A 19,689-nucleotide genomic window follows, 5' to 3' on the forward strand; every position below is an offset into this window, starting at 1 on the left:
ATTACTTCTCGGCGAGCAGTTCACGCCGACCGCATCACAGTGATCAGTGATCAGTGACCGGTCACCGATCACCGACGACCGGCGACCGGCGACCGGTCACCGGCGTGCCCGGCTACTTCCCGGAGACCATCTCCGCCGCCTCCGCGCGCAGGTCGCGGCGCAGCTCCTTCGGCAGCGAGAAGACGATCGACTCCTCGGCCGTCTTGACCAGCTCGACGTCCGCGTAACCGCGCTCCGCGAGCCACTCCAGCACCTCCTCGACCAGCACCTCCGGCACCGAGGCGCCCGAGGTCAGGCCGACCGTGGTGACGCCCTCCAGCCAGGTCTCGTCGATCTCGCTCGCGAAGTCGACCAGGTAGGAGGCGCGGGCGCCCGCGTCGAGGGCGACCTCGACCAGCCGGATGGAGTTCGAGGAGTTCTTGGAGCCGACGACGATGACGAGATCGGCGTCCGCGCCCATCTGCTTGACGGCGACCTGACGGTTCTGCGTCGCGTAGCAGATGTCGTCGCTCGGCGGGGAGACCAGCAGGGGGAACTTGGTCTTCAGCGCGTGGACGGTCTCCATCGTCTCGTCGACCGACAGGGTGGTCTGCGAGAGCCAGACGATCTTCGACTCGTCCCGCACGACGACCTTGTCCACGTCGTCCGGGCCGTCGACGATCGTGATGTGGTCCGGGGCCTCGCCGGAGGTGCCGATGACCTCCTCGTGGCCCTCGTGGCCGATGAGGAGGATGTCGAAGTCCTCGCCCGCGTAGCGGATCGCTTCCTTGTGCACCTTGGTGACCAGCGGGCAGGTCGCGTCGATCGTCGCGAGCTTGCCGCGCGCCGCCTCCTCGTGCACCGTGGGCGCCACGCCGTGCGCGGAGAACATCACGATGGAGCCCTCGGGGACCTCATCCGTCTTCTCGACGAAGATGGCGCCCTTCCGCTCCAGCGTCTGGACGACGTACTTGTTGTGGACGATCTCGTGGCGGACATAGACCGGCGCACCGTACTGCTCGAGAGCCTTCTCGACAGCGATCACGGCTCGGTCCACGCCCGCGCAGTAGCCGCGAGGCGCGGCGAGAAGGACACGTCGGGAAGCGGGAGCAGTCATACCGTCCATCGTACGGGGGTCTCCAGCAAGCCGGTTGTCGCCCGTTCGGCAGAGACTGGACCGAAAGCCCGTACCCACGATCACCCGCACCGGCCGCCACCGGCCGCCAGCGGCCACCACGGCAACCACCGGCCATCACCAGCTACCACCCGGAGGACGGATGGCGTCCCGTACGGATTCCAGCGCGGCGGCGCCCTCGGCGCTGCGGCGCAGCCTCGGCTTCCGGGACCTGGTCGTCTACGGGCTGCTGTTCATCGCCCCCATGGCCCCGGTCGGGGTCTTCGGCGCCCTGGACGCCATGTCGCACGGCGCCGTCGCCCTCGTCTACCTGGTGGCGACGGTCGCCATGGCCTTCACGGCGTTCTCGTACGCCCAGATGGTCCGCGTCGCCCCGCAGGCCGGGTCGGTCTTCACGTACGCCCGCAAGGGCCTCGGCGAGGGGCCGGGGCTGATCGCCGGGTGGATGGCGATGCTGGACTACCTCCTCATCCCGGCCGTGGCCTACCTCTTCTCCGGGATCGCGATGCACGCGCTGGTCCCGGCGGTCCCCGCGTGGGTGTGGACGGCCCTGGCCGTGGTGGTCACCACGGCGCTCAACCTGCGGGGCGTACGGGCCGCCGCGCGCGTGGGCTTCGCCGTGCTGGCCATGGAGCTGCTCGTCCTGCTGGTCTTCCTGGTCGCCGCCGTGACCGTGCTGGTCCTGCACGGGCCCCGGCGCGGCTGGCTCTCGCCGCTGACCGGTGACGGCTCGCTGGGGTTCTCGGCGGCGGCCGTGCTGGGCGCGGTGTCGGTCGCCGTCCTCTCCTACCTGGGCTTCGACGCCATCGCCTCCTTCGCCGAGGAGGTGACGGGAGGATCGGAGCGGGTGGCGCGGGCGGTGCTGTTCTGTCTGGCCCTGACCGGGGTGCTGTTCATCGTCCAGACCTATCTGGCGGCGCTGCTGATGCCCGTCTCCTCGGCGGAGCTGGCGGCGGACCCGGCGGCGCAGGGCCCGGCCTTCTACGACGCGGTGGAGTCCTCCGTCGGCGACTGGCTGCACGACCTGGTCGCCGTCAGCAAGGCGATCGGCGCGGCCTTCGCGGCGCTGGCCGGGCAGGCGGCGGCCGGCCGACTGCTCTTCGCGATGGCCCGGGAGCGGCGGCTGCCCCGGGCGCTGGCGCGGACCTCGGCGGGGACCCCGCGCCCGGCCCTGCTGGTGGCGGCGGCGGTGACCCTGGTGGCCGCGGTGTGGGCGGCCCGGCGCCCGGACGGGCTCGGCCAGCTGGTCTCGGTGGTGGACATCGGGGCGCTGGCCGCCTTCACCCTGCTGCACGCCTCGGTGGTCGGCTGGTTCGTGGTCAAGCGGAAGGAGGGGCCGCCGAACTGGTGGAAACACCTGGTGGTCCCGGTGCTGGGCGCGGCGGTGACCCTCGCGGTGATCGCCGAGGCGGCCTGGACGGCGCAACTGGTCGGGGCGGTGTGGCTGGTGGTGGGTCTGGGACTGCTGGTGGTCCAGCGGGGCCGACGCGCGGGGATCACGGCGTCCGGCCCCGGAGACGGCGTCGGTCCTGGCGGCTAGCCTGCGTACATGGGTCTGAGCACACGGTCTTACACGGGTCCGACATGGATCTGACATGGGTCTGAACACGTCGGCCGAGGCGCCGCTGCCGGTGGGTCAGGTGTCCCGGCTCATCGGGGGCTGGATCGACCGGCTGGGTCAGGTGTGGGTGGAGGGGCAGATCACGCAGTTGTCCCGGCGGCCGGGCGCGGGGGTGGTCTTCCTGACGCTGCGCGACCCGTCGCACGACATCTCGGTCGGGGTGACCTGCTTCCGGCAGGTCTACGACGAGGTCGCGGACGTGGTGTCGGAGGGCGCGCGGGTCGTCGTCCTGGCCAAGCCGGAGTGGTACGCCCCGCGCGGGCAGCTCTCCTTGCGGGCCACCGAGATACGGCCGGTCGGGGTCGGGGAGCTGCTGGCGCGGCTGGAGCGGCTCAAGCGCTCGCTCGCCGCCGAGGGGCTGTTCGCCCTGGACCGCAAGAAGCCGCTGCCCTTCCTGCCGCAGTTGATCGGGCTGGTGGTGGGGCGGGCCTCGGCGGCGGAGCGGGACGTGCTGGAGAACGCCCGGCGGCGCTGGCCGGCGGTCCGTTTCGAGGTGCGCAACGTCGCCGTCCAGGGGGTGCACGCGGTGCCCCAGGTGATCGAGGCGGTCAAGGAGCTCGACGCGCTGCCCGAGGTCGATGTGATCATCGTGGCGCGGGGCGGGGGCAGCGTGGAGGACCTGCTGCCCTTCTCCGACGAGGAGGTCGTGCGCACGGTCGCGGCGGCCCGCACCCCGGTGGTCTCGGCGATCGGCCACGAGCCGGACTCCCCGCTCCTCGACCTGGTCGCGGACCTGCGCGCCTCGACGCCCACGGACGCGGCGAAGAAGGTGGTCCCGGACGTCGGCGAGGAGCTGGAGCGGGTACGCCAGCTCCAGGGCCGGGGGCTGCGCGCGGTGCGCGGGCTGCTCGACCGGGAGGAGCGGGGGCTCGCGCACGCCCTCGCGCGGCCGGTCTTCGTCCATCCGCGGCGGATGGTGGAGACCCGGGAGGCGGAGGTGGAGGCGCTGCTGGCCCGCGCCCGCCGGACGCTGGGGCACCTGCTCGACCGGGCCGACTCCGAACTCGCGCACACCCGTGCCCGTGTGGTGGCGCTCTCCCCGGCGGCGACCCTGGAACGGGGGTACGCCGTGCTGCAACGGGCCGACGGGCACGTGGTGCGCTCGCCGGAGGAGGTCTCGGCGGGCGAGGTGCTGCGCGCGCGGGTGGCGGCGGGCGAGTTCTCCGTACGGGTGGCGGAACACGCCGGTCCGGGCACTGGTCCAGTCGCTGGTCCAGGCACTCCGCGTCCGGACAGCGGTCCGGAGGCGGAGTGACCTTCACCGCGCCGCGCGCACACGAACCGTACGTACAGGAACGAACTACACACGGGCACGAAATGCGTGTACACACATAAACCGCACGCACAAGAGGGGTAAGAGGGGAAACGGGAATGGCTGGAACCGATACGTCGTTGGGGTACGAGCAGGCGCGGGACGAGCTCATCGAGGTCGTCCGCAAGCTGGAGGCCGGGGGCACCTCGCTGGAGGAGTCCCTCGCGCTCTGGGAGCGGGGCGAGGAGCTGGCGAAGGTCTGCCGGCACTGGCTGGAGGGGGCTCGCGCCCGGCTGGACTCGGCGCTGGCGGCCCGTGAGGCGGAGCCCGGCGGCGCGGCGGACTGAGGGACGGCGGGCCGAGGAGCGGCGGGACCGAGGGGCGAGGGCGGCCCGCAGGAGCCCGCAGGAGCCCTTGAGGGTCACCTACGGTGACGATGCTCACAGGCTTGGAGATTTAGTTGAAAGTTCAACATCTATCTCGTAGAGTTCTGCCCATCGCCCCCTCCCCGCGTGGAAATGAAAGAAGGCTTTCCGATGTCTCTCGTACTTGACTCCGCCGCTCAGGACCTGCTGTTCCGCGAGGCCCGCACCGCCAACACGTTCTCCGACGAGCCGGTGACCGATGAGCAGGTTCAGGCCATATACGACCTGGTGAAGTACGGGCCCACCTCCTTCAACTCGACCCCGCTGCGCATCACCCTGGTCCGCTCGCCCGAGGCCCGCGAGCGCCTCGTCAAGCACATGGCCGAGGGCAACCAGGCCAAGACCGCCAGCGCCCCGCTGGTCGCGATCCTCTCCGCGGACAACGAGTTCCACGAGGAGCTGCCGCAGCTGCTGCCGCACTTCCCGCAGGCGAAGGACGCCTTCTTCTCCGAGCGCACGGTCCGTGAGCAGGCCTCGGTGGTCAACGCCTCCCTCCAGGCCGGGTACTTCATCCTCGGCATCCGCGCCGCCGGTCTGGCCGCGGGCCCGATGACCGGCATGGACTTCGCCGGCATCCAGAAGGAGTTCCTGGACGCCGACCACACCCCGCTGATGGTCGTCAACATCGGCAAGCCGGGTGAGGACGCCTGGTTCCCGCGCTCCCCGCGCCTGGAGTTCGACCAGACCATCACCACCGTCTGAGACCGACGCCGCCCACGCCGCCCACGCCGCCCACCCAGGGCACGCCCCCGGACCGCCGTGCGCCCCCAGAGCGCACCGGCCCGGCGCGAGCCGCCCGGCGGCAGGCAGCCGCCGCCGCCTTCGCGAGCAGGTAGGTAGGTAGGTAGTAGGCAGGCAGGCAGGCAGGCACACGGAAAGAGGCCGCACACCCGATGTCCCGGGTGCGCGGCCTCTTCCGTACGTCACGTTCCTGACGTTCCCGCTCTACCGACCGTTCCGGCCGGGCCGGCGCTACGCGCCTTGCTTGAACTCCAGTGCCGCCGCCATCGCGCCGAGCTGCTCGAAGGAGGCCGTTCCGGTCACCACGGTGACGTGGCCCTGCCCCTGCCGGACGAGCGCGTCGTACTTCTCGCCGTCCCAGCGCTCCCAGGTCGTCTCGCCCGCCTGCTGCGTCTGCCCGGTGGGCGCCGCGCCCAGGGTGACCTTGCCGAGGTACTTGGCCGAGGTGTCGCCGGACTGCTCGACCGCCACGTACTGCTGCTGCGGATCGAGGAAGCCCAGGTGCCAGGCGTCGGTGTCCTTGCGTTCGTACTTCACCGAGGTCGCCCGCCACTCCTTCGCGAGCCCCACGGGCGCGGCCACCGGGTACGGCGCCGCGCGCCGGGCGGTGATCGTCTCCACCCGGTAGTCGACCGTGATCGTCGGATCGGCCTTGTCGTCCTTCGGGATGAACACGTAGATCCCCCCGACCACGAGGCCGATCACCGCCAGCGACCGGACCATGTCCAGGACCGTCTGCTTGCCTTTCATACCTGCCACGCCACCATCGTCCCGCATGGGTGGGCGCGGGCGTTCCCCGGGGGTCGTCCATCCGGGGGCGGCGTCCGGGGCCGTCCGCCGGGGCGGCGACGGACGGGGATCGGACGGGTATCGGACCGGGCCGGACCGGGGTCGGACAGGGGTCGGACAGGGGTCGGGTGACTGCGCAGAGCGACCACCTGACCGATTAGCCGCTCATACGTGCCCCCCTCTGCTCATTTTATCGTCGTACCGATAGAGTTTCCCCACCCTCACATCCCGGCCGTCGTCGCCAGAAAGGTGCGCTCCGATGACCGAGCACAACCTGCCGCCCCAGCTCGAAGTCTCTCCCGAAGCCCCCGACCGCAACCTGGCCCTGGAACTCGTCCGGGTCACCGAAGCCGCCGCCATGGCCGCGGGCCGGTGGGTCGGCCGCGGTGACAAGATCGGCGCGGACGGCGCGGCGGTCAACGCGATGCGGACCCTGATCTCCACCGTCTCGATGAACGGCGTCGTCGTCATCGGCGAGGGGGAGAAGGACGAAGCCCCCATGCTCTTCAACGGCGAGCGGGTCGGTGACGGCACCGGCGCCGAGGTCGACATCGCCGTCGACCCGATCGACGGCACCACCCTGAACGCCAAGGGCATGCCGAACGCGATCGCCGTGCTGGCCGCCGCCGACCGCGGCACCATGTTCGACCCGTCCGCCGTCTTCTACATGGAGAAGCTGGTCACGGGGCCCGAGGCCGCCGACTTCGTCGACATCAACGCCCCGGTCTCGGTGAACATCCGCCGGGTCGCCAAGGCCAAGCGGATGGCCCCCGAGGACGTCACCGTGGTCATCCTCGACCGCCCCCGCCACGAGGGCATCGTCAAGGAGATCCGCGAGACCGGCGCCCGGATCAAGTTCATCTCGGACGGCGACGTCGCGGGCTCGGTCATGGCGGTGCGCGAGGGCACCGGCGTGGACCTGCTCCTCGGCGTCGGCGGCACCCCCGAGGGCATCATCTCGGCCTGTGCCATCAAGTGCCTCGGCGGCACGATCCAGGGCAAGCTCTGGCCGAAGGACGACGCCGAGCGCCGGCGCGCCCTCGACGCCGGGCACGACCTGGACCGCGTCCTGACCACGAACGACCTGGTCTCCGGCGAGAACGTCTTCTTCGTCGCCACCGGCATCACCGACGGCGAGCTGCTGCGCGGGGTCCACTACCGCGCGGAGACGGCGACGACGTCCTCGCTGGTCATGCGGTCGAAGTCGGGCACGATCCGGCAGATCGACTCGACCCACCGCCTGTCGAAGCTCCGCGCCTACAGCGCGATCGACTTCGACCGCGCCCAGTAGCCCAGGAGAGCGCGCGCCGCGTACGGCGGGCGCGGTGACCGGGCACGGCCGGCACGACGAGAGGGGTGGTCCCCGTGCGGGGGGACCACCCCTCTCGTCGCGTCCGGTCTCGTCGCGTCCGGTCTCGCTGTGCCCGCTCTCGTCGCGTCCGGCCCGCCCGGTGGGTGCGGGGGTGTCCGGGGCGGGTACGGGGTGCCCGGGTGCGGGGTGTCCAGGTGCGGCGGGCGCCGCGTACGGTCTCAGCCCGCGGCGGCGACGGTTCCCGCTGCCGCGGGGCCCTGGCGCAGCTCGGCGGACCTGCGGCGCATGCGGCCCAGTACGACCCGGCGCTCCGCCGCGGTGAGCCCGCCCCAGACCCCGTAGGGCTCGGGCTGGAGGAGGGCGTGCTCCCGGCAGGCGACCATCACCGGGCAGCGGGCGCAGACGCGCTTGGCGGCCTCCTCGCGGGAGAGCCGGGCCGCGGTGGGCTCCTTGGAGGGGGCGAAGAAGAGCCCCGCCTCGTCCCGGCGGCACACCGCCTCCGCGTGCCACGGGCCGTCCGCTTCCCTGGCAGGCACCCGCGGCTGCGGCACGGTGGCCGAGCGCCCCTGAAGACTCTGGACGGCGGAGAGCTGCAGGGACTGATGCGGCGGATGCGGCACGGTCTACTCCTGACGACGGGGACGCGAGCGAGAGACGATGCAGCTGTCCCTACCCGCTGTGCGGGGCCCTATGCACTGCGGGCGGCCGGGCGCCGGAGGTTCGACTGAAATGTGACGCTGTCATGAGCCACCGCGTACGGGCCCCCGCCCGGCCGGTCCCACGGCCCCCGGCGGCGGGAAACCGTACGTTCGGACGGCCGGGAGCCGCGCCGGCCCGGACGTGTTCCCCCCGGCCCGGCGCCCCGCGCGCCCCCGTGCGCACTCCGGCGCCCCGAACGGCCTTCGGCCATATCCCGCCGTTCCGAGGACACCCCCATGTCCCGCTTCCCCGGCGGAAGTTGTCCGGTATCCGCTCCGCGCGGGCGCCTTCACCCGGCCCTGCTCTCCCTGGCGCGACGGTCCGGAAGAAGAACCGGAAGGAGTGGAACCGGAAGAGCCGGCCCAGCCGTTCCGGGCGTCAGCCTTCCAGGCGCTTGCGCAGTTTCAGGGCCAGGTCGACCAGGCGGGAGCCCGTCTTGGGGCGGGCCTCGATGTTGCCGAGGAGGGAGAAGCCCCGGACGATCACCACCGGCGCGTGCGGGTCGGTGCCGGCGCGGCCGTCGCCGTGGACCTCGAAGTTGCCGAGGACCCCGCTGCCGTAGCCGCGGAGTGTGACATTCTCCGGGACTTTGATCTCGACGTTCCCGAGGATGCAGGTCACGTCGATCTCGGTGACCTGCTGCTCGAAGACCGCCTCGGTGAGGTCGATGCTGATGTCGCCCATGAGCGAGATCGCGCGGGTGTGCGCGCCCGGGCGCCAGTGGCCCTTGCGGACGGCGCTGCTGCACACGGAGAGCACGGTGTCCGCGGAGGTGGCGCCGTACGCGCCGAAACGGTTCTCCGGGAGGGCGGGAGCCGCGTCGGCGCGGGCGCCGCCGGGCACGGGCAGGTCCCGTACGAGTGCTTCCAGCTCACCGACCGTCTTGACGGCGTAGAGCAGGTCCAGGCGCTCGGAGTGTTCCTCGGCGTTGAGCCGGCCCTCGGCGACGGCGTCGGCGAGGACGCTCGCGAACCGGTCCCGGTCGGCGTCGGAGGCGCGCATCCCGGTGGGGACGGCCACACGGGCGGTCGCGGGGACGGCCACGGGGGCAGCGGCAGGGGCAGGGGCGGCAGGGTGCTTTTCCAGGTCCACGCCACCCAGCATAGCGAGACACGATAGATCGCGATACTCCCGAGTGAGCCTTACCTCACAGACACACCCCGGACGGGAGGTCCTACGCTGGTGAACCGCGCTGCCAAGAGGCCGTCAGTGTTGTCTGCCGAGTGAGGAATGCCCCCGATGCCCGCTAGCCCCCGCCCGTCCAGCCCGGCGTTCGCCTACACCGATCTGCTGCCCCTGGGCGAGGACACCACCCCCTACCGGCTGGTGACCGCCGAGGGCGTCTCCACCTTCGAGGCGGACGGGCGCACCTTCCTCAAGGTGGAGCCGGAGGCGCTGCGCACGCTCGCCGAAGAGGCGATCCACGACATCCAGCACTTCCTGCGCCCCGCCCACCTCGCCCAGCTGCGCCGGATCATCGACGACCCGGAGGCCAGCGCGAACGACAAGTTCGTGGCGCTGGACCTGCTGAAGAACGCGAACATCGCGGCGGCCGGCGTCCTGCCGATGTGCCAGGACACGGGCACCGCGATCGTGATGGGCAAGCGCGGCCAGAACGTCCTGACCGAGGGCGGCGACGAGGCGGCCCTCTCGCGCGGCATCTTCGACGCCTACACCCGGCTGAACCTGCGGTACTCGCAGATGGCCCCGCTCACCATGTGGGAGGAGAAGAACACCGGCTCGAACCTGCCCGCGCAGATCGAGCTGTACGCGACCGACGGCGGCGCGTACAAGTTCCTCTTCATGGCCAAGGGCGGCGGCTCGGCCAACAAGTCCTTCCTCTACCAGGAGACCAAGGCCGTCCTCAACGAGGCGTCCATGATGAAGTTCCTGGAGGAGAAGATCCGCTCGCTCGGTACGGCGGCCTGCCCGCCCTACCACCTGGCGATCGTGGTCGGCGGCACCTCGGCCGAGCACGCGCTCAAGACCGCCAAGTACGCCTCCGCGCACTACCTGGACGAGCTGCCGCGCGAGGGTTCCCCGCTCGGCCACGGCTTCCGTGACGAGGCACTGGAGCAGCAGGTCTTCGAGCTGACCCAGAAGATCGGGATCGGCGCCCAGTTCGGCGGCAAGTACTTCTGCCACGACGTACGGGTCGTGCGGCTGCCGCGCCACGGCGCCTCGCTGCCCGTCGCCATCGCCGTCTCCTGCTCGGCGGACCGCCAGGCCACCGCGAAGATCACCGCCGAGGGCGTCTTCCTGGAGCAGCTGGAGACGGACCCGGCGCGCTTCCTCCCGGAGACCACGGACGAGCACCTGAGCGAGGCGGCGGACGTCGTCTCCATCGACCTGAACCAGCCGATGGAGGCGATCCTCGCGACGCTGACCGCGCACCCGGTCAAGACCCGCCTCTCCCTGACCGGCCCGCTGGTCGTGGCGCGCGACATCGCGCACGCCAAGATCAAGGAGCTGCTGGACTCGGGCGCGCAGATGCCGCAGTACCTCAAGGACCACCCGGTCTACTACGCGGGACCGGCCAAGACCCCCGAGGGCTACGCCTCCGGCTCCTTCGGCCCGACCACGGCCGGGCGGATGGACTCGTACGTGGAACAGTTCCAGGCGGCGGGCGGCTCCAAGGTCATGCTGGCCAAGGGCAACCGCTCGCAGCAGGTGACGGACGCCTGCGGCGCGCACGGCGGCTTCTACCTCGGCTCGATCGGCGGCCCGGCGGCCCGGCTGGCCCAGGACTGCATCAAGAAGGTCGAGGTCCTGGAGTACGAGGAGCTGGGCATGGAGGCGGTCTGGCGGATCGAGGTCGAGGACTTCCCGGCCTTCATCGTCGTGGACGACAAGGGCAACGACTTCTTCCGCGACCCCGCCCCGGAACCCACCTTCACCCACATCCCGGTCCGCGGCCCGGGCCTCTGACCCCTGGCCCTGGCCCTGGCCCTGGCCCTGGCCCTGGCCCTGGCCCTGGCCCTGGCCTCTGACCCTGCTGACGAGCCCCACCCCGAGAGCCCCGGCACCGGCCGGGGCTCTCGGTCGTTCCCGTTCCGTTTCCGCCGTTTCCGCCGTTTCCCTCGGTGCGCGCGGGGGACTGTGCGGACTCTGCCGTCATGGGTTCGGGCACCGGTAGTGGACGTAGTCACCTTGAGGGCCGACGCATTCGAATCCGGACTTGAGCAGGACGCGGCCGGAGGCCGTGTTCTCGGTGAGGTGTCTGGCGGTCAGCCGGTCCGTACCGGTCAGGCTGAAGGCGAAGGCGACAAGTCGGCGGACGGCTTCCGTCGCGTACCCGTTGCCCCAGGTGTCCTCCCGCAGGACGTACCCGACGCGGCCCTCCCCGGACGGGTAGCGGCGGAGTTTGGCCACTCCGACCAGGTGCCGTCCGGCCTCGATGCCGAGGACGTGCCGGACCACCGGCTCGGCGTGGGCCCAGGTGTGGGCCTGGGTGACGTACCGCTCGGCCTCGGCCCGGGTCATCTCCCCTCGCCCCAGGTAGCGGACGGACCCACCGCGGTACACCCGCCGGACGTGAGGAGCGTCGTCGGCCCGCAGGTGCCGCAGGAGGACGGTCACAGGGCTGCCAGGGTTTTCGCGAGTTCGGCGGCCGTCGGCCGCCCGGCCGGCTTCGCGAGGAGGACGTCCCGCAGCCGATCCTGCAGGGCGGGCCATGGTGCGGCCCGGTCCAGAGGGACCTCGCGGTTGGCGATGCGGGAGCGCAACTGTGCCGGAGAGAGGTTCTTCGGGTCGACTCCGGCGGCCGTGTAGTCCAGGGGCCAGCGGCCGGTGACGCAGGTCCACAAGGTGGCGGCGAGTGCGTAGACCTCGGCGGCCGGATCGGGGGTGACGGGCTGGATGCCGACGGAGATGGAGGCGGCGAGTTCGGGAGCGAGCAGGTGGGTGATGCCGCCACGGAACTCGGGTCCGGGCTCGAACCCCTTCGTCCAGGCCCAGGACACATCGAGGAGGCGGACCCCGCTGCCCGTGTGAATGCCGTGGGCAGGCTGGAGGTCGGCGTGGACCCATCCGGCGGCGTGCAGATCGGCCACGGCACGGGCGAGGCCGGCCGCCCCGGTGACGGCCAGGTTCTGCGCGTGGGCGCGGGTGCGGATGTGGGCGGGCACGGGAGCGGGAGCGGGAGAGTCAGCGGAGGACCGGAGCGGGGCGAACACCTCCCAGGTCGACGGGCCCTTGAACCACGGGGTCACGAGCCAGTAGCCGTCCTCGTACCGGCCGCGGGTCACCTCGTAGCCGTCGAGCCTGTCCAGGACAGCGGCCTCCCGCGCGGTGGCAGCCGCTCCCTCGCCGTACCCGGCCTTCACGGCCACGACCGCGGCGGGTCCGGTCGCCCTCCACACCGCGGAGCCGCGGCGGTCGGTGATCTCGCTCAACTCGATGGCGCCTCCGCAGGCTTCCTCGGCCGCGGCGTGGGCGTCAACGGGGCAGGCAGGGAACTCGACCATGCTTTCACGGCCTTCCAGTCAGGTGCGGGGAACGGGGCGAACACGTCTCTGCCGTCATCCGCGGACGTGGCGACCGTCCCGGCCAGCGTGGGGGTCGCGTGGAGGAACCGGGGGTCGACGGGGCGGACGGCGGGCCGGACCGGTAAGAAGGAGAACGGCGGAGCCGGGATGCGGCGGCCCTGTCCGTCCTCGGTGCTCTCCCCCTCCCCGAACTTTCCGATCATGAGACCGACCGCCCCGTACAGGTGCTTGAGGGCCCAGTGCGGCCAGCCCATGAGCCTCCGGTGCGGTACCGCGTTGATCCTGCCGGTGATGACGACGTTCTCGCAGACGAACGCACCCCGTCCACGGGCGGTCAGCGGCCGGACCCATTCGGCGGCCTGGACGCAGGCCCAGAAGACTTCGGCCTCCACCGCGTCCGTGTCGTCGGAGGCGATCTCGTACACCGTCCAGCCGTTCAGTCCGCCGTCCAGCGAAGCCCGCAGGTAGGGGCAGTGCGCGGTGACGGCTTCCGCGTACGGGGCAGCCGCCACGGTGATCGGGTGGCTGGTGCGGGCCTCGACGAGGCGAAGCGCCCCGGCCGAGGGCCGGGACGTTTCCCCGATGCGGTGAAGGGTCACCGGTTCCTCTTCCTGGACGGGACGACGTCGTCGCCGTCGCCCCCTGTCGGGCTGCAGTTCCACTCCCCCAGCACTTCGCCGGTGTCCCGGTAGCGTGCGACGGCAACGGTGTCCAGGTTCCCCTCGGCATCGGTGAACCAGATGTCGGGCAGGACGCACCCGAAAGCCGCCTCGTACTCGCTCACCCAGGAGACGGGGCCCGCACCGTTGATCGCGGCGTGCAGGACGAGCTGCCCGGCGGTCTTCGCGCAGAAGGCCGGGTAGTCCGGGTCGTCCAGAAGGCGGTGCCACTCGGCGTCGACCGCGCCGGAGAACATCTCCGGCGCGGTGTCGCCCCGCTCGAAACGCCGGCCGGTGAGGGTCAGGAACCTGCTCAGTTCGACCCGTTCCACGGTGGTTGCGCTCATGGTGGTGCTCCTCTCGTCGGCGGTCCTTGCCCCAGGGCCCGGAAGGGTTCGGCCAGGCACGTGCGGAAAGGATGCTGAGAGCCTTCCGGTACGGGACCGGCATCTCCACCGCCACGAGGCCGACAGCTTTCGCGGCGGCGGGAGCACAGTTCGTTACGGACCACAGCCGGCGCCAGGGAACTCCGCGGACACCTCGAACTCTTCACGGCAACCACCACTGCGGCACTGCCCCGATAAGGTCCGGGCCATGTACCCCGTCTCCCTCTCGGTCCTGCGTCTCGGCCTCCGCGAGATCGCTCCCGACGACGTTGATGCAGTCCATGCCGTCTACGGCAACGAGGAGGCCACCCGGCACCTTTCGTTCGAACCGCGTACGAGGGAGCAGGTGGCGGCCATCGTCGGCCGTTCCATCGCCTCCGCCGCCGCACACCCCAGGGACGAGTACTGCCTCGCCGTGACGGCCCGGGAGACGGCGGAGCTGATCGGGTACGCCAGGCTGGCCCTCGACCCTCACCAGCAGAGGGCCGGGACCATGGGTTTCGCCCTCCGCCCGGAAGTGTGGGGGCAGGGTCTGGGGACGGAGACCGTTCGCGTCCTCCTGAGCCTCGCCTTCGACCACCTCGACCTGCATCGTGTGTGGGCCGCTCGGGCGCCCCTCAACACCGCATCGCACAAGACCTTGATCCGTGCCGGAATGACGGAGGAGGGGCACATCCGTGAGCACGTCCACGTGCGTGGAGCGTGGCGCGACTCCCTCACCTACTCGATCCTTGATCACGAGTGGAAACGGCACGCCGGTCACCACTGACACCCCCACCCCGAGAGCCCCGGCACCGGCCGGGGCTCTCGGTCGTTCCCGTTCCGTTCGCGTCGCAACGACCTGCTGGGCGGAGCTGGTGGGAAGCGTCCTCGCCGGTTTCCTGTTCTGGAAACTCGAACCTCTTGCGCCCTCCCTGTCGGGTCGGGAGTATCGGACACATCACTGAGCGGTACGAGAGAAGAACTCCATGCGGGCGACGAAATATGTCGGTGAATGTGACGAGAACGAATGCCCGGGCGCATTCACCACCGACCGGGGAAGCTACCTTTTCCAAGGTGATGCGGTGACAGATCATGGCATGTCCATTCCCGCTGGTGAGGGAATCATGGAGGTTCCTGCCTCGATCGTGAAGGAACTCGTCAAGAAGGCTATCCGTGATGGCCTCGTCTAAGAATCCGTTCAACGAGTTCGAGCGCGAGGCGTTCCGCCTCGAAACCCTGGACAACTATAACATCCCCAGCTCCGCCGAATACTTCCGGGCGTTTCTCGCCGGAGAAGAGCAGCCCGAGAGCTTCAAGAAAAGCTCATGGGTGACGACCGTACGCAACGCCACCGAAAGCGGCAAGCGCATGTACCGAGTGCATGTCCTGTCCCGCCCCCTGACGGAATATCTCCGCTATGAACTCGGGTGGGGTTACCACCGCAACGCCGAAGCGGGAGAGGAGTTCTTCATCCTCGACACCACCGGACAGGAGAACCCTCTTGAGGGAGTACCCGACTTCTGGCTCTACGACAATGCGACAGTGAGCGTCATGCACTACGACGGATCTGCCGCGTTCACAGGCTCCGAGATCCTTCCGGAGGATCGCGCGTCGGAGTTCATCGCGTACAGGGACAAGGCACTCTCCTTGGCCGTGCCGTTCTCCGAGTGGTGGGCGGAGCACGGCACGGGGTGAACAGAGCAGAACTCGGCGCAGCACTGCGGGCACTACGGGAGGCTTCCGGCAGGGAGGCCAAAGCCGTGGCCCGCAGTGCTGTCATGTCTACGAGCAAGCTGAGCAAGATCGAGCTGGCGAAGGTCGCGCCCAGCGTGACGGATGTCGACCGCATCCTTACGGCCATAGGCGTATCGGATGAGGTCAAGGCCACCTACATGGCCGTAGCCAGAGCAGAGGCAACCGAATCCACGGCATGGCGTCTGGTGCGCCGTATGGGCCACTACAAGAAGCAGCAGCAGACCAAGGCCCTAGAAACCCAGATGAATCTGCTGCGGCTCTTTCAACCGGCCCTGGTTCCCGGCCTGCTCCAGACCCCTGAGTACATTCGAGCGGTCCTCTCTCGGCACGACCTGGGCACAGAACAACTGGCGCGCACCATGAGCGTTCGGATCGACAGGCAAAGCGTTCTGTACGATCCTAAAAAGGACCTTCGGTTCATCATTACGGAACCCGCCCTGCGGTGGCGCATCCTTCCCGCTCCGATGATGGCCGGCCAGATGGACCGGATTCTTTCAGTATCCCGCCTGCCAAATGTCGACCTTCGTGTCGTACCCCTTGAGGCCGCTCAGCATGACTTCCCGAACCATTCGCTCGTGATCAGGGATGACAGGCTGGTGACGGTGGAGACCGTCCATGCCGAACCGGCGGTCACCGACCCTCGCGATGTTGCGCTCTACGTGCACAAGTTCGAAGGGTTCGCCGCCACGGCGCTTTCCGGTGACGACATGCGCGCCATGCTCGGCCGTATCCGGGACGAGTTCTTGCGCGAACAGGAAACTGGCTAGCGCCCCTCCCCCGCGCCCGGACACCATTGGCCTGTCGATTCCCGAGGACAGCGGCGAAGGAGTGCGCAATGGTGACCGAGACGGACGGGTGGGAGTACGTGACCTACGCGCCCCCGGGGCACGCGTGTTCGGTCTGTCTGCGGGATATCGAGCCCCTCGACCCCGTGCGCCGGGGAACCGTCGAGCGGGTTCCGGGTCCGCCGGTGGTGGTCTACCGGCACGCGGGGGAATGCCCCGCCCCGGAACGCGACCGCGACCGCGACCGCGACCGCGACTGCGACTGCGACTGCGGTGTGACGGACCCGCAGGCATCGCGGGACGGCCGGACACGGGTCACCGGCGCCACCGGCGGACCCGGCGGACCCGGCGGACCCGGCGGACCCGGCGGACCCGGCGGACCCGGCGGACCCGGCGGACCCGGCGCCGCCGCGTCCTCCCGGACGGCGCGGCCGGGGCCGTGAGGGGGACGGAGACTTCCGCCCACCGAGGGCGGGGGACGGCCGGACACGGGCCGTCAGCAGATCAGGAAGGCACGACGATGACCGATCTGTACAGCCTCGACATCACCGGAGCCGCGTTCGGCAAGGCGTGCGGGGGCAACACCCATCCGGACGGTGAGGCGTGCGTGACCTTCGCGAGGGTCGGGCCGGATGTGTGGGCCCTGGGTGACAGCAAGCGGCCGGCTGCCGAGCCGTTGCGCTTCACCACCGCCGAGCTGGACGCGGCGGGCATCGATCCCGCCCGCTTCGACCTCTCCGCGTAGCCCTCGGCACTCCCTTGAAAGGGGCGGTCCCGCCGTTCTCACCGACGTGCGGGGCCGTCATCACCCCACCTCCTGGAATGGAGCGGCAGTGCACCACCACGGCTACGCGTGGCTCGGGGAGAAGAGGGCCTTCGACAAGGAGAGCCTTCGCAGGCCGCCCGGCCAGGCCCCGACCGCGACCAGTGCGCAGGAGGTCATCGACCGGTATCGGGAGGCCCTGGCCGTGTTCCCGGCCTCCGACCTGCCCCCGGTCCAGACCGCGCACTGGCTGATGAAACCGCCCTCGATGATCCGGGGGACCTGGCGGGAACCCAAGGAGGCCGGGGAATGGCTGGGATCGCAGCTCGCGGAGTTCGCCCCCCGGTTCGCCGTGGAAACCGAGCGGGACGTGACGCGCCTCGTGGTGCTGGTGAAAGCCGCCGTCGAACGGCTGGCACGGGGCGGGGACGTCTCCCTCGGCCACTACCTGAAAGGCACCGTCTTCCACTCCATCGCCCTGGTCACCTGCTCCCCGAACCACACCGAGCCGGAACTCCCCTGCCCCGCCCGGCAGCCCCGCCCCGGACAGAGGCCCCTCTGACGCCGGAGCCCGTGGTGATGGTGGTGGCGGCGCGCCCGGTGCCCCCGTGGCGGCTCAGTGGACGGAGAACCCGCCGTCGACGAAGATCGCCTGCCCTGTGACATAGGCGGAGGCGCGGCTCGCCAGGAACACCGCCGCGCCCGCGAAGTCCTCGGGCAGGCCGTTGCGCCCGGCCAGCGTGCGAGCGGCGAGCGCCGCCACCTTCTCCGGGTCGGACGACAGCCGCGCGTTGAGCGGCGTCATGACGAACCCCGGCACCAGGGTGTTGCAGGTGACGCCGTACGGCGACCACGCTTCGGCCTGCGAACGGGCCAGTGACTCCAACGCCCCTTTGGAGACGCCGTAGGCGCCGCTCTGGACGAACGCCCGGTGTGCCTGCTGGGAGGAGATGTGGATGATCCGCCCGAAGCCCCGTTCGGCCATGCCGGGCCCGAAGCGCTGCCCCAGCAGGTAGGGCGCCTCCAGGTTCACCGCCATCGTGGTGTTCCACACCTCCTCGCCCAGCTCGCCCATCGGGGGCCGCAGGTTGACCCCGGCGGAGTTGACGAGGACGTCGGGTTCCCCGAACGCCTCCGCCGCCTCCTCGGCCGCCGCGCGCATGCCTTCGCGCGTGCTCAGGTCGGCGCTCACCCAGGCCGCCCGGCAGCCGTCGGCCGCCAGCTCGCCGACCGTCGCGACCAGCTCCGCCTCCTTGCGCGCCACGACCACGACGCTCGCTCCCGCGCGCGCGAGGGCCCCGGCGATGGCGCGGCCGATGCCGGAACTGCCGCCGGTCACCACGGCGACCCGTCCATCCAGCGAGAACAGTTCGGAGAGGTAGGTCTGCGAAGTCATGCCCGAACCCTAAAGGCTGCGACCTGGCTGCGACCGCGCTGCGACCGGGCTGTGAGGACTGCATGCACTTGTCACGTTGGGTCACTTGCCGGGAGTGGCGAAATGTCACATACGAAGTCAATACATCACGTGTGAAGTGGCACTGATGGCCAACTGACCAGCGGGAACAGGAGTTCAGTTGGTTCCCGAGGAGAATCGGCTGAGTATGGAGATTCGCCTGAAACCCGTCGCGTGAAGTGACTAGCGTGTGGTCCAGCGCCGATCCGTACGTCGTCCCGTACGCAGTTCCGTACGCGGTTCCGGTACGCATCCGCGCGGGCTCATTCTCATGCACAGGTGGGGAGTTCACCGTCATGGCACCAAAGAAACGTCCACGGCCCAACGCGACGACCATGAAGATGGTCGGCGCCCAGGTGGCCGTCTGCCGCGTAGCGAAACATCTGACACAGAAGCAGCTCGGCGACCTCATCGGGCTGCACTCCGAGACCGTCGCCTCCATCGAGCAGGGCCGCCGGGTGCTGATGCCCGACGTCGCCGAGCTGATGGACCGGGCCCTGGGGCTGCCGGGGGTACTGACCGTCGCCGCGACCCAGATGCCCCAGGTCGACGTCACCCCGCCCTGGGTGGAGGAGTACCTCGATCTGGAGTTCCGCGCCCTCGCCCTGTCCTGGTACGACACCCTGGTCGTCCCGGGCCTGCTCCAGACGGACGACTACGCCCGAGCCGTCTTCGGCTGCCGCATCCCGGCCATGGGAGAAGTGGAGATCGACCTCCAGATCACGAACCGGATGCAACGGCAGCAGATACTGACCAGGCCGATCCCGCCGGTGCTCAGCTTCATCCTGTGGGAACCCATCATCCGGACCAGGATCAGCGGGGACGAGGTCTACTGGAAGCAGATGCAGCACCTGCGCACCTGCATGGACCGGCCCACCATGTCTATCCAGATCCTGCCGCTCAGCCGCGACACCCATGCGGGCCTCGACGGCCCGTTCATCCTGCTGGAGACCCCGGAACGTCAGGTCCTCGGGTACTCCGAAACACAGCAAGGAAGTCACCTCGTCAGCGATCCGAACGAGGTCGGCATCCTGACTCAGAGGTATGGCATGCTGCGATCCCAGGCCCTCAACGTCGATGCGACCAGGGACCTGTTGGATCAGCTACTAGGAGAACGATGAGCATCGCACTCAAGTGGTTCAAGTCCAGCTACAGCGGCAGCAACGGCGGCGCCTGCCTCGAAGTCGCCGTCGACTGGCGGAAGTCGAGCTACAGCGGTAGCGACGGCGGCCAGTGCGTCGAGGTCGGTACTGCCGCCTGGCACAAGTCCAGCCACAGCGGTAGCGACGGCGGCAACTGCGTCGAGGTCGCCTCCTGTTCCTGCGCCGGGCAGGTGCACGTACGGGACTCCAAGGTTCTGGACGGGCCGACGCTCACCCTCGCGCCCGGGAGCTGGGCCGCCCTCACCGGATGGGTCAGGGGCTGACCCGGACCCACCCGGCCTACGCCGAGAACGACGCCCGGCC

General features: G+C 70.3%; 24 protein-coding genes. 15 read left to right on the top strand and 9 right to left on the bottom strand.

From position 1 onward, the window contains the following. Window positions 1-112: 112 nt before the first annotated feature. Complete coding sequence (locus ACIA5F_RS03485) at window positions 113-1,096, bottom strand: 4-hydroxy-3-methylbut-2-enyl diphosphate reductase (RefSeq protein ID WP_399348619.1); 984 nt, start codon at window positions 1,094-1,096, stop codon at window positions 113-115. Window positions 1,097-1,256: 160 nt separating this feature from the next. Here ACIA5F_RS03485 and ACIA5F_RS03490 point away from each other — a divergent pair, with 160 nt between their 5' ends. The 4 genes from ACIA5F_RS03490 (at window position 1,257) to ACIA5F_RS03505 (ending at window position 5,114) form a co-directional block, all read left to right on the top strand. Beyond that, window positions 1,257-2,654 carry an APC family permease gene (locus ACIA5F_RS03490; RefSeq protein WP_399348621.1) on the top strand — a complete coding sequence of 466 codons (1,398 nt, stop codon included), beginning with the start codon at window positions 1,257-1,259 and terminating at the stop codon, window positions 2,652-2,654. Between the two features lie 55 nt (window positions 2,655-2,709). Next, entirely contained in the window at window positions 2,710-3,990 is a 1,281-nt protein-coding gene (gene xseA / locus ACIA5F_RS03495) for an exodeoxyribonuclease VII large subunit (protein ID WP_399348623.1), read from the top strand. A gap of 116 nt (window positions 3,991-4,106) precedes the next feature. Beyond that, entirely contained in the window at window positions 4,107-4,334 is a 228-nt protein-coding gene (locus ACIA5F_RS03500) for an exodeoxyribonuclease VII small subunit (RefSeq protein WP_399348625.1), read from the top strand. A gap of 189 nt (window positions 4,335-4,523) precedes the next feature. Further along, complete coding sequence (locus tag ACIA5F_RS03505; RefSeq protein ID WP_399348627.1) at window positions 4,524-5,114, top strand: malonic semialdehyde reductase; 591 nt, start codon at window positions 4,524-4,526, stop codon at window positions 5,112-5,114. Between the two features lie 270 nt (window positions 5,115-5,384). Here the strand turns inward: ACIA5F_RS03505 and ACIA5F_RS03510 are convergent, their stop codons facing one another. Then, entirely contained in the window at window positions 5,385-5,903 is a 519-nt protein-coding gene (locus ACIA5F_RS03510) for a DUF4245 domain-containing protein (RefSeq protein ID WP_399348908.1), read from the bottom strand. Between the two features lie 298 nt (window positions 5,904-6,201). Here ACIA5F_RS03510 and glpX point away from each other — a divergent pair, with 298 nt between their 5' ends. Continuing rightward, window positions 6,202-7,233 carry a class II fructose-bisphosphatase gene (glpX, locus tag ACIA5F_RS03515; protein ID WP_399348629.1) on the top strand — a complete coding sequence of 344 codons (1,032 nt, stop codon included), beginning with the start codon at window positions 6,202-6,204 and terminating at the stop codon, window positions 7,231-7,233. Window positions 7,234-7,472: 239 nt separating this feature from the next. On the opposite strand, the gene ACIA5F_RS03520 is transcribed toward glpX, so the two are convergent. Beyond that, complete coding sequence (locus tag ACIA5F_RS03520) at window positions 7,473-7,874, bottom strand: WhiB family transcriptional regulator (protein ID WP_399348631.1); 402 nt, start codon at window positions 7,872-7,874, stop codon at window positions 7,473-7,475. A gap of 457 nt (window positions 7,875-8,331) precedes the next feature. After that, complete coding sequence (locus tag ACIA5F_RS03525; RefSeq protein ID WP_399348633.1) at window positions 8,332-9,045, bottom strand: DUF1707 domain-containing protein; 714 nt, start codon at window positions 9,043-9,045, stop codon at window positions 8,332-8,334. A 147-nt stretch (window positions 9,046-9,192) separates the two neighbouring features. Between ACIA5F_RS03525 and ACIA5F_RS03530 the strand changes: the two genes are divergently transcribed. Further along, on the top strand, window positions 9,193-10,881 hold the full coding sequence (locus tag ACIA5F_RS03530) for a fumarate hydratase (protein ID WP_399348635.1): 1,689 nt from the start codon (window positions 9,193-9,195) through the stop codon (window positions 10,879-10,881). Window positions 10,882-11,067: 186 nt separating this feature from the next. Here the strand turns inward: ACIA5F_RS03530 and ACIA5F_RS03535 are convergent, their stop codons facing one another. Genes ACIA5F_RS03535 through ACIA5F_RS03550 form a run of 4 tightly spaced genes read right to left on the bottom strand, consistent with a single transcriptional unit; the run spans window position 11,068 to window position 13,446 of the window. Continuing rightward, window positions 11,068-11,532, bottom strand: coding sequence for a GNAT family N-acetyltransferase (locus ACIA5F_RS03535; protein ID WP_399348637.1), 465 nt, complete (start codon window positions 11,530-11,532; stop codon window positions 11,068-11,070). Then, window positions 11,529-12,347 (bottom strand): hypothetical protein, encoded by an 819-nt coding sequence (locus ACIA5F_RS03540; RefSeq protein WP_399348639.1) that lies wholly within the window; start codon window positions 12,345-12,347, stop codon window positions 11,529-11,531. Before ACIA5F_RS03540 ends, ACIA5F_RS03535 begins: the two co-directional genes overlap by 4 nt. Further along, entirely contained in the window at window positions 12,344-13,039 is a 696-nt protein-coding gene (locus tag ACIA5F_RS03545) for a hypothetical protein (protein ID WP_399348641.1), read from the bottom strand. Before ACIA5F_RS03545 ends, ACIA5F_RS03540 begins: the two co-directional genes overlap by 4 nt. After that, complete coding sequence (locus ACIA5F_RS03550) at window positions 13,036-13,446, bottom strand: hypothetical protein (RefSeq protein WP_399348643.1); 411 nt, start codon at window positions 13,444-13,446, stop codon at window positions 13,036-13,038. The genes ACIA5F_RS03545 and ACIA5F_RS03550 overlap by 4 nt, the downstream gene beginning before the upstream one ends. A gap of 247 nt (window positions 13,447-13,693) precedes the next feature. Between ACIA5F_RS03550 and ACIA5F_RS03555 the strand changes: the two genes are divergently transcribed. The 7 genes from ACIA5F_RS03555 (at window position 13,694) to ACIA5F_RS03585 (ending at window position 17,332) form a co-directional block, all read left to right on the top strand. Continuing rightward, window positions 13,694-14,254, top strand: a complete 561-nt coding sequence (locus tag ACIA5F_RS03555; protein WP_399348645.1) for a GNAT family N-acetyltransferase — start codon at window positions 13,694-13,696, stop codon at window positions 14,252-14,254. A 199-nt stretch (window positions 14,255-14,453) separates the two neighbouring features. Next, window positions 14,454-14,657 (top strand): hypothetical protein, encoded by a 204-nt coding sequence (locus ACIA5F_RS03560; protein ID WP_399348647.1) that lies wholly within the window; start codon window positions 14,454-14,456, stop codon window positions 14,655-14,657. Next, window positions 14,644-15,162, top strand: a complete 519-nt coding sequence (locus ACIA5F_RS03565; protein WP_399348649.1) for a DUF6879 family protein — start codon at window positions 14,644-14,646, stop codon at window positions 15,160-15,162. Before ACIA5F_RS03560 ends, ACIA5F_RS03565 begins: the two co-directional genes overlap by 14 nt. Further along, a complete protein-coding gene (locus ACIA5F_RS03570) occupies window positions 15,159-15,989 on the top strand; it encodes a helix-turn-helix domain-containing protein (RefSeq protein ID WP_399348651.1) in 831 nt (276 codons plus the stop codon). The genes ACIA5F_RS03565 and ACIA5F_RS03570 overlap by 4 nt, the downstream gene beginning before the upstream one ends. 68 nt (window positions 15,990-16,057) lie before the next feature. Next, on the top strand, window positions 16,058-16,450 hold the full coding sequence (locus ACIA5F_RS03575) for a hypothetical protein (protein WP_399348653.1): 393 nt from the start codon (window positions 16,058-16,060) through the stop codon (window positions 16,448-16,450). A 77-nt stretch (window positions 16,451-16,527) separates the two neighbouring features. Continuing rightward, window positions 16,528-16,752, top strand: coding sequence for a DUF397 domain-containing protein (locus ACIA5F_RS03580; RefSeq protein ID WP_399348655.1), 225 nt, complete (start codon window positions 16,528-16,530; stop codon window positions 16,750-16,752). Between the two features lie 88 nt (window positions 16,753-16,840). After that, window positions 16,841-17,332, top strand: a complete 492-nt coding sequence (locus tag ACIA5F_RS03585) for a hypothetical protein (protein WP_399348657.1) — start codon at window positions 16,841-16,843, stop codon at window positions 17,330-17,332. Between the two features lie 54 nt (window positions 17,333-17,386). Here the strand turns inward: ACIA5F_RS03585 and ACIA5F_RS03590 are convergent, their stop codons facing one another. Next, a complete protein-coding gene (locus ACIA5F_RS03590) occupies window positions 17,387-18,166 on the bottom strand; it encodes an SDR family NAD(P)-dependent oxidoreductase (protein ID WP_399348659.1) in 780 nt (259 codons plus the stop codon). A 353-nt stretch (window positions 18,167-18,519) separates the two neighbouring features. Between ACIA5F_RS03590 and ACIA5F_RS03595 the strand changes: the two genes are divergently transcribed. Further along, window positions 18,520-19,344, top strand: a complete 825-nt coding sequence (locus ACIA5F_RS03595; protein ID WP_399348661.1) for a Scr1 family TA system antitoxin-like transcriptional regulator — start codon at window positions 18,520-18,522, stop codon at window positions 19,342-19,344. Then, a complete protein-coding gene (locus ACIA5F_RS03600) occupies window positions 19,341-19,649 on the top strand; it encodes a DUF397 domain-containing protein (RefSeq protein WP_399348663.1) in 309 nt (102 codons plus the stop codon). Before ACIA5F_RS03595 ends, ACIA5F_RS03600 begins: the two co-directional genes overlap by 4 nt. Window positions 19,650-19,689: the final 40 nt, after the last annotated feature.

This window comes from Streptomyces sp. NPDC051567, assembly GCF_044454165.1.
Lineage (GTDB): Bacteria > Actinomycetota > Actinomycetes > Streptomycetales > Streptomycetaceae > Streptomyces.

Excerpts from the sequence above, each read along its gene's own strand:
- ACIA5F_RS03565 (WP_399348649.1), top strand. The coding sequence starts at position 14,644 with ATGGCCTCGTCTAAGAATCCGTTCAACGAGTTCGAGCGCGAGGCGTTC.
- ACIA5F_RS03530 (WP_399348635.1), top strand. The coding sequence starts at position 9,193 with ATGCCCGCTAGCCCCCGCCCGTCCAGCCCGGCGTTCGCCTACACCGAT.
- ACIA5F_RS03490 (WP_399348621.1), top strand. The coding sequence starts at position 1,257 with ATGGCGTCCCGTACGGATTCCAGCGCGGCGGCGCCCTCGGCGCTGCGG.
- ACIA5F_RS03580 (WP_399348655.1), top strand. The coding sequence starts at position 16,528 with ATGACCGATCTGTACAGCCTCGACATCACCGGAGCCGCGTTCGGCAAG.
- ACIA5F_RS03560 (WP_399348647.1), top strand. The coding sequence starts at position 14,454 with ATGCGGGCGACGAAATATGTCGGTGAATGTGACGAGAACGAATGCCCG.
- glpX (WP_399348629.1), top strand. The coding sequence starts at position 6,202 with ATGACCGAGCACAACCTGCCGCCCCAGCTCGAAGTCTCTCCCGAAGCC.
- ACIA5F_RS03595 (WP_399348661.1), top strand. The coding sequence starts at position 18,520 with ATGGCACCAAAGAAACGTCCACGGCCCAACGCGACGACCATGAAGATG.
- ACIA5F_RS03505 (WP_399348627.1), top strand. The coding sequence starts at position 4,524 with ATGTCTCTCGTACTTGACTCCGCCGCTCAGGACCTGCTGTTCCGCGAG.
- ACIA5F_RS03500 (WP_399348625.1), top strand. The coding sequence starts at position 4,107 with ATGGCTGGAACCGATACGTCGTTGGGGTACGAGCAGGCGCGGGACGAG.
- ACIA5F_RS03555 (WP_399348645.1), top strand. The coding sequence starts at position 13,694 with ATGTACCCCGTCTCCCTCTCGGTCCTGCGTCTCGGCCTCCGCGAGATC.
- ACIA5F_RS03510 (WP_399348908.1), bottom strand. The coding sequence starts at position 5,903 with ATGAAAGGCAAGCAGACGGTCCTGGACATGGTCCGGTCGCTGGCGGTG.
- ACIA5F_RS03590 (WP_399348659.1), bottom strand. The coding sequence starts at position 18,166 with ATGACTTCGCAGACCTACCTCTCCGAACTGTTCTCGCTGGATGGACGG.
- ACIA5F_RS03550 (WP_399348643.1), bottom strand. The coding sequence starts at position 13,446 with ATGAGCGCAACCACCGTGGAACGGGTCGAACTGAGCAGGTTCCTGACC.
- ACIA5F_RS03600 (WP_399348663.1), top strand. The coding sequence starts at position 19,341 with ATGAGCATCGCACTCAAGTGGTTCAAGTCCAGCTACAGCGGCAGCAAC.
- ACIA5F_RS03485 (WP_399348619.1), bottom strand. The coding sequence starts at position 1,096 with ATGACTGCTCCCGCTTCCCGACGTGTCCTTCTCGCCGCGCCTCGCGGC.
- xseA (WP_399348623.1), top strand. The coding sequence starts at position 2,710 with ATGGGTCTGAACACGTCGGCCGAGGCGCCGCTGCCGGTGGGTCAGGTG.
- ACIA5F_RS03575 (WP_399348653.1), top strand. The coding sequence starts at position 16,058 with ATGGTGACCGAGACGGACGGGTGGGAGTACGTGACCTACGCGCCCCCG.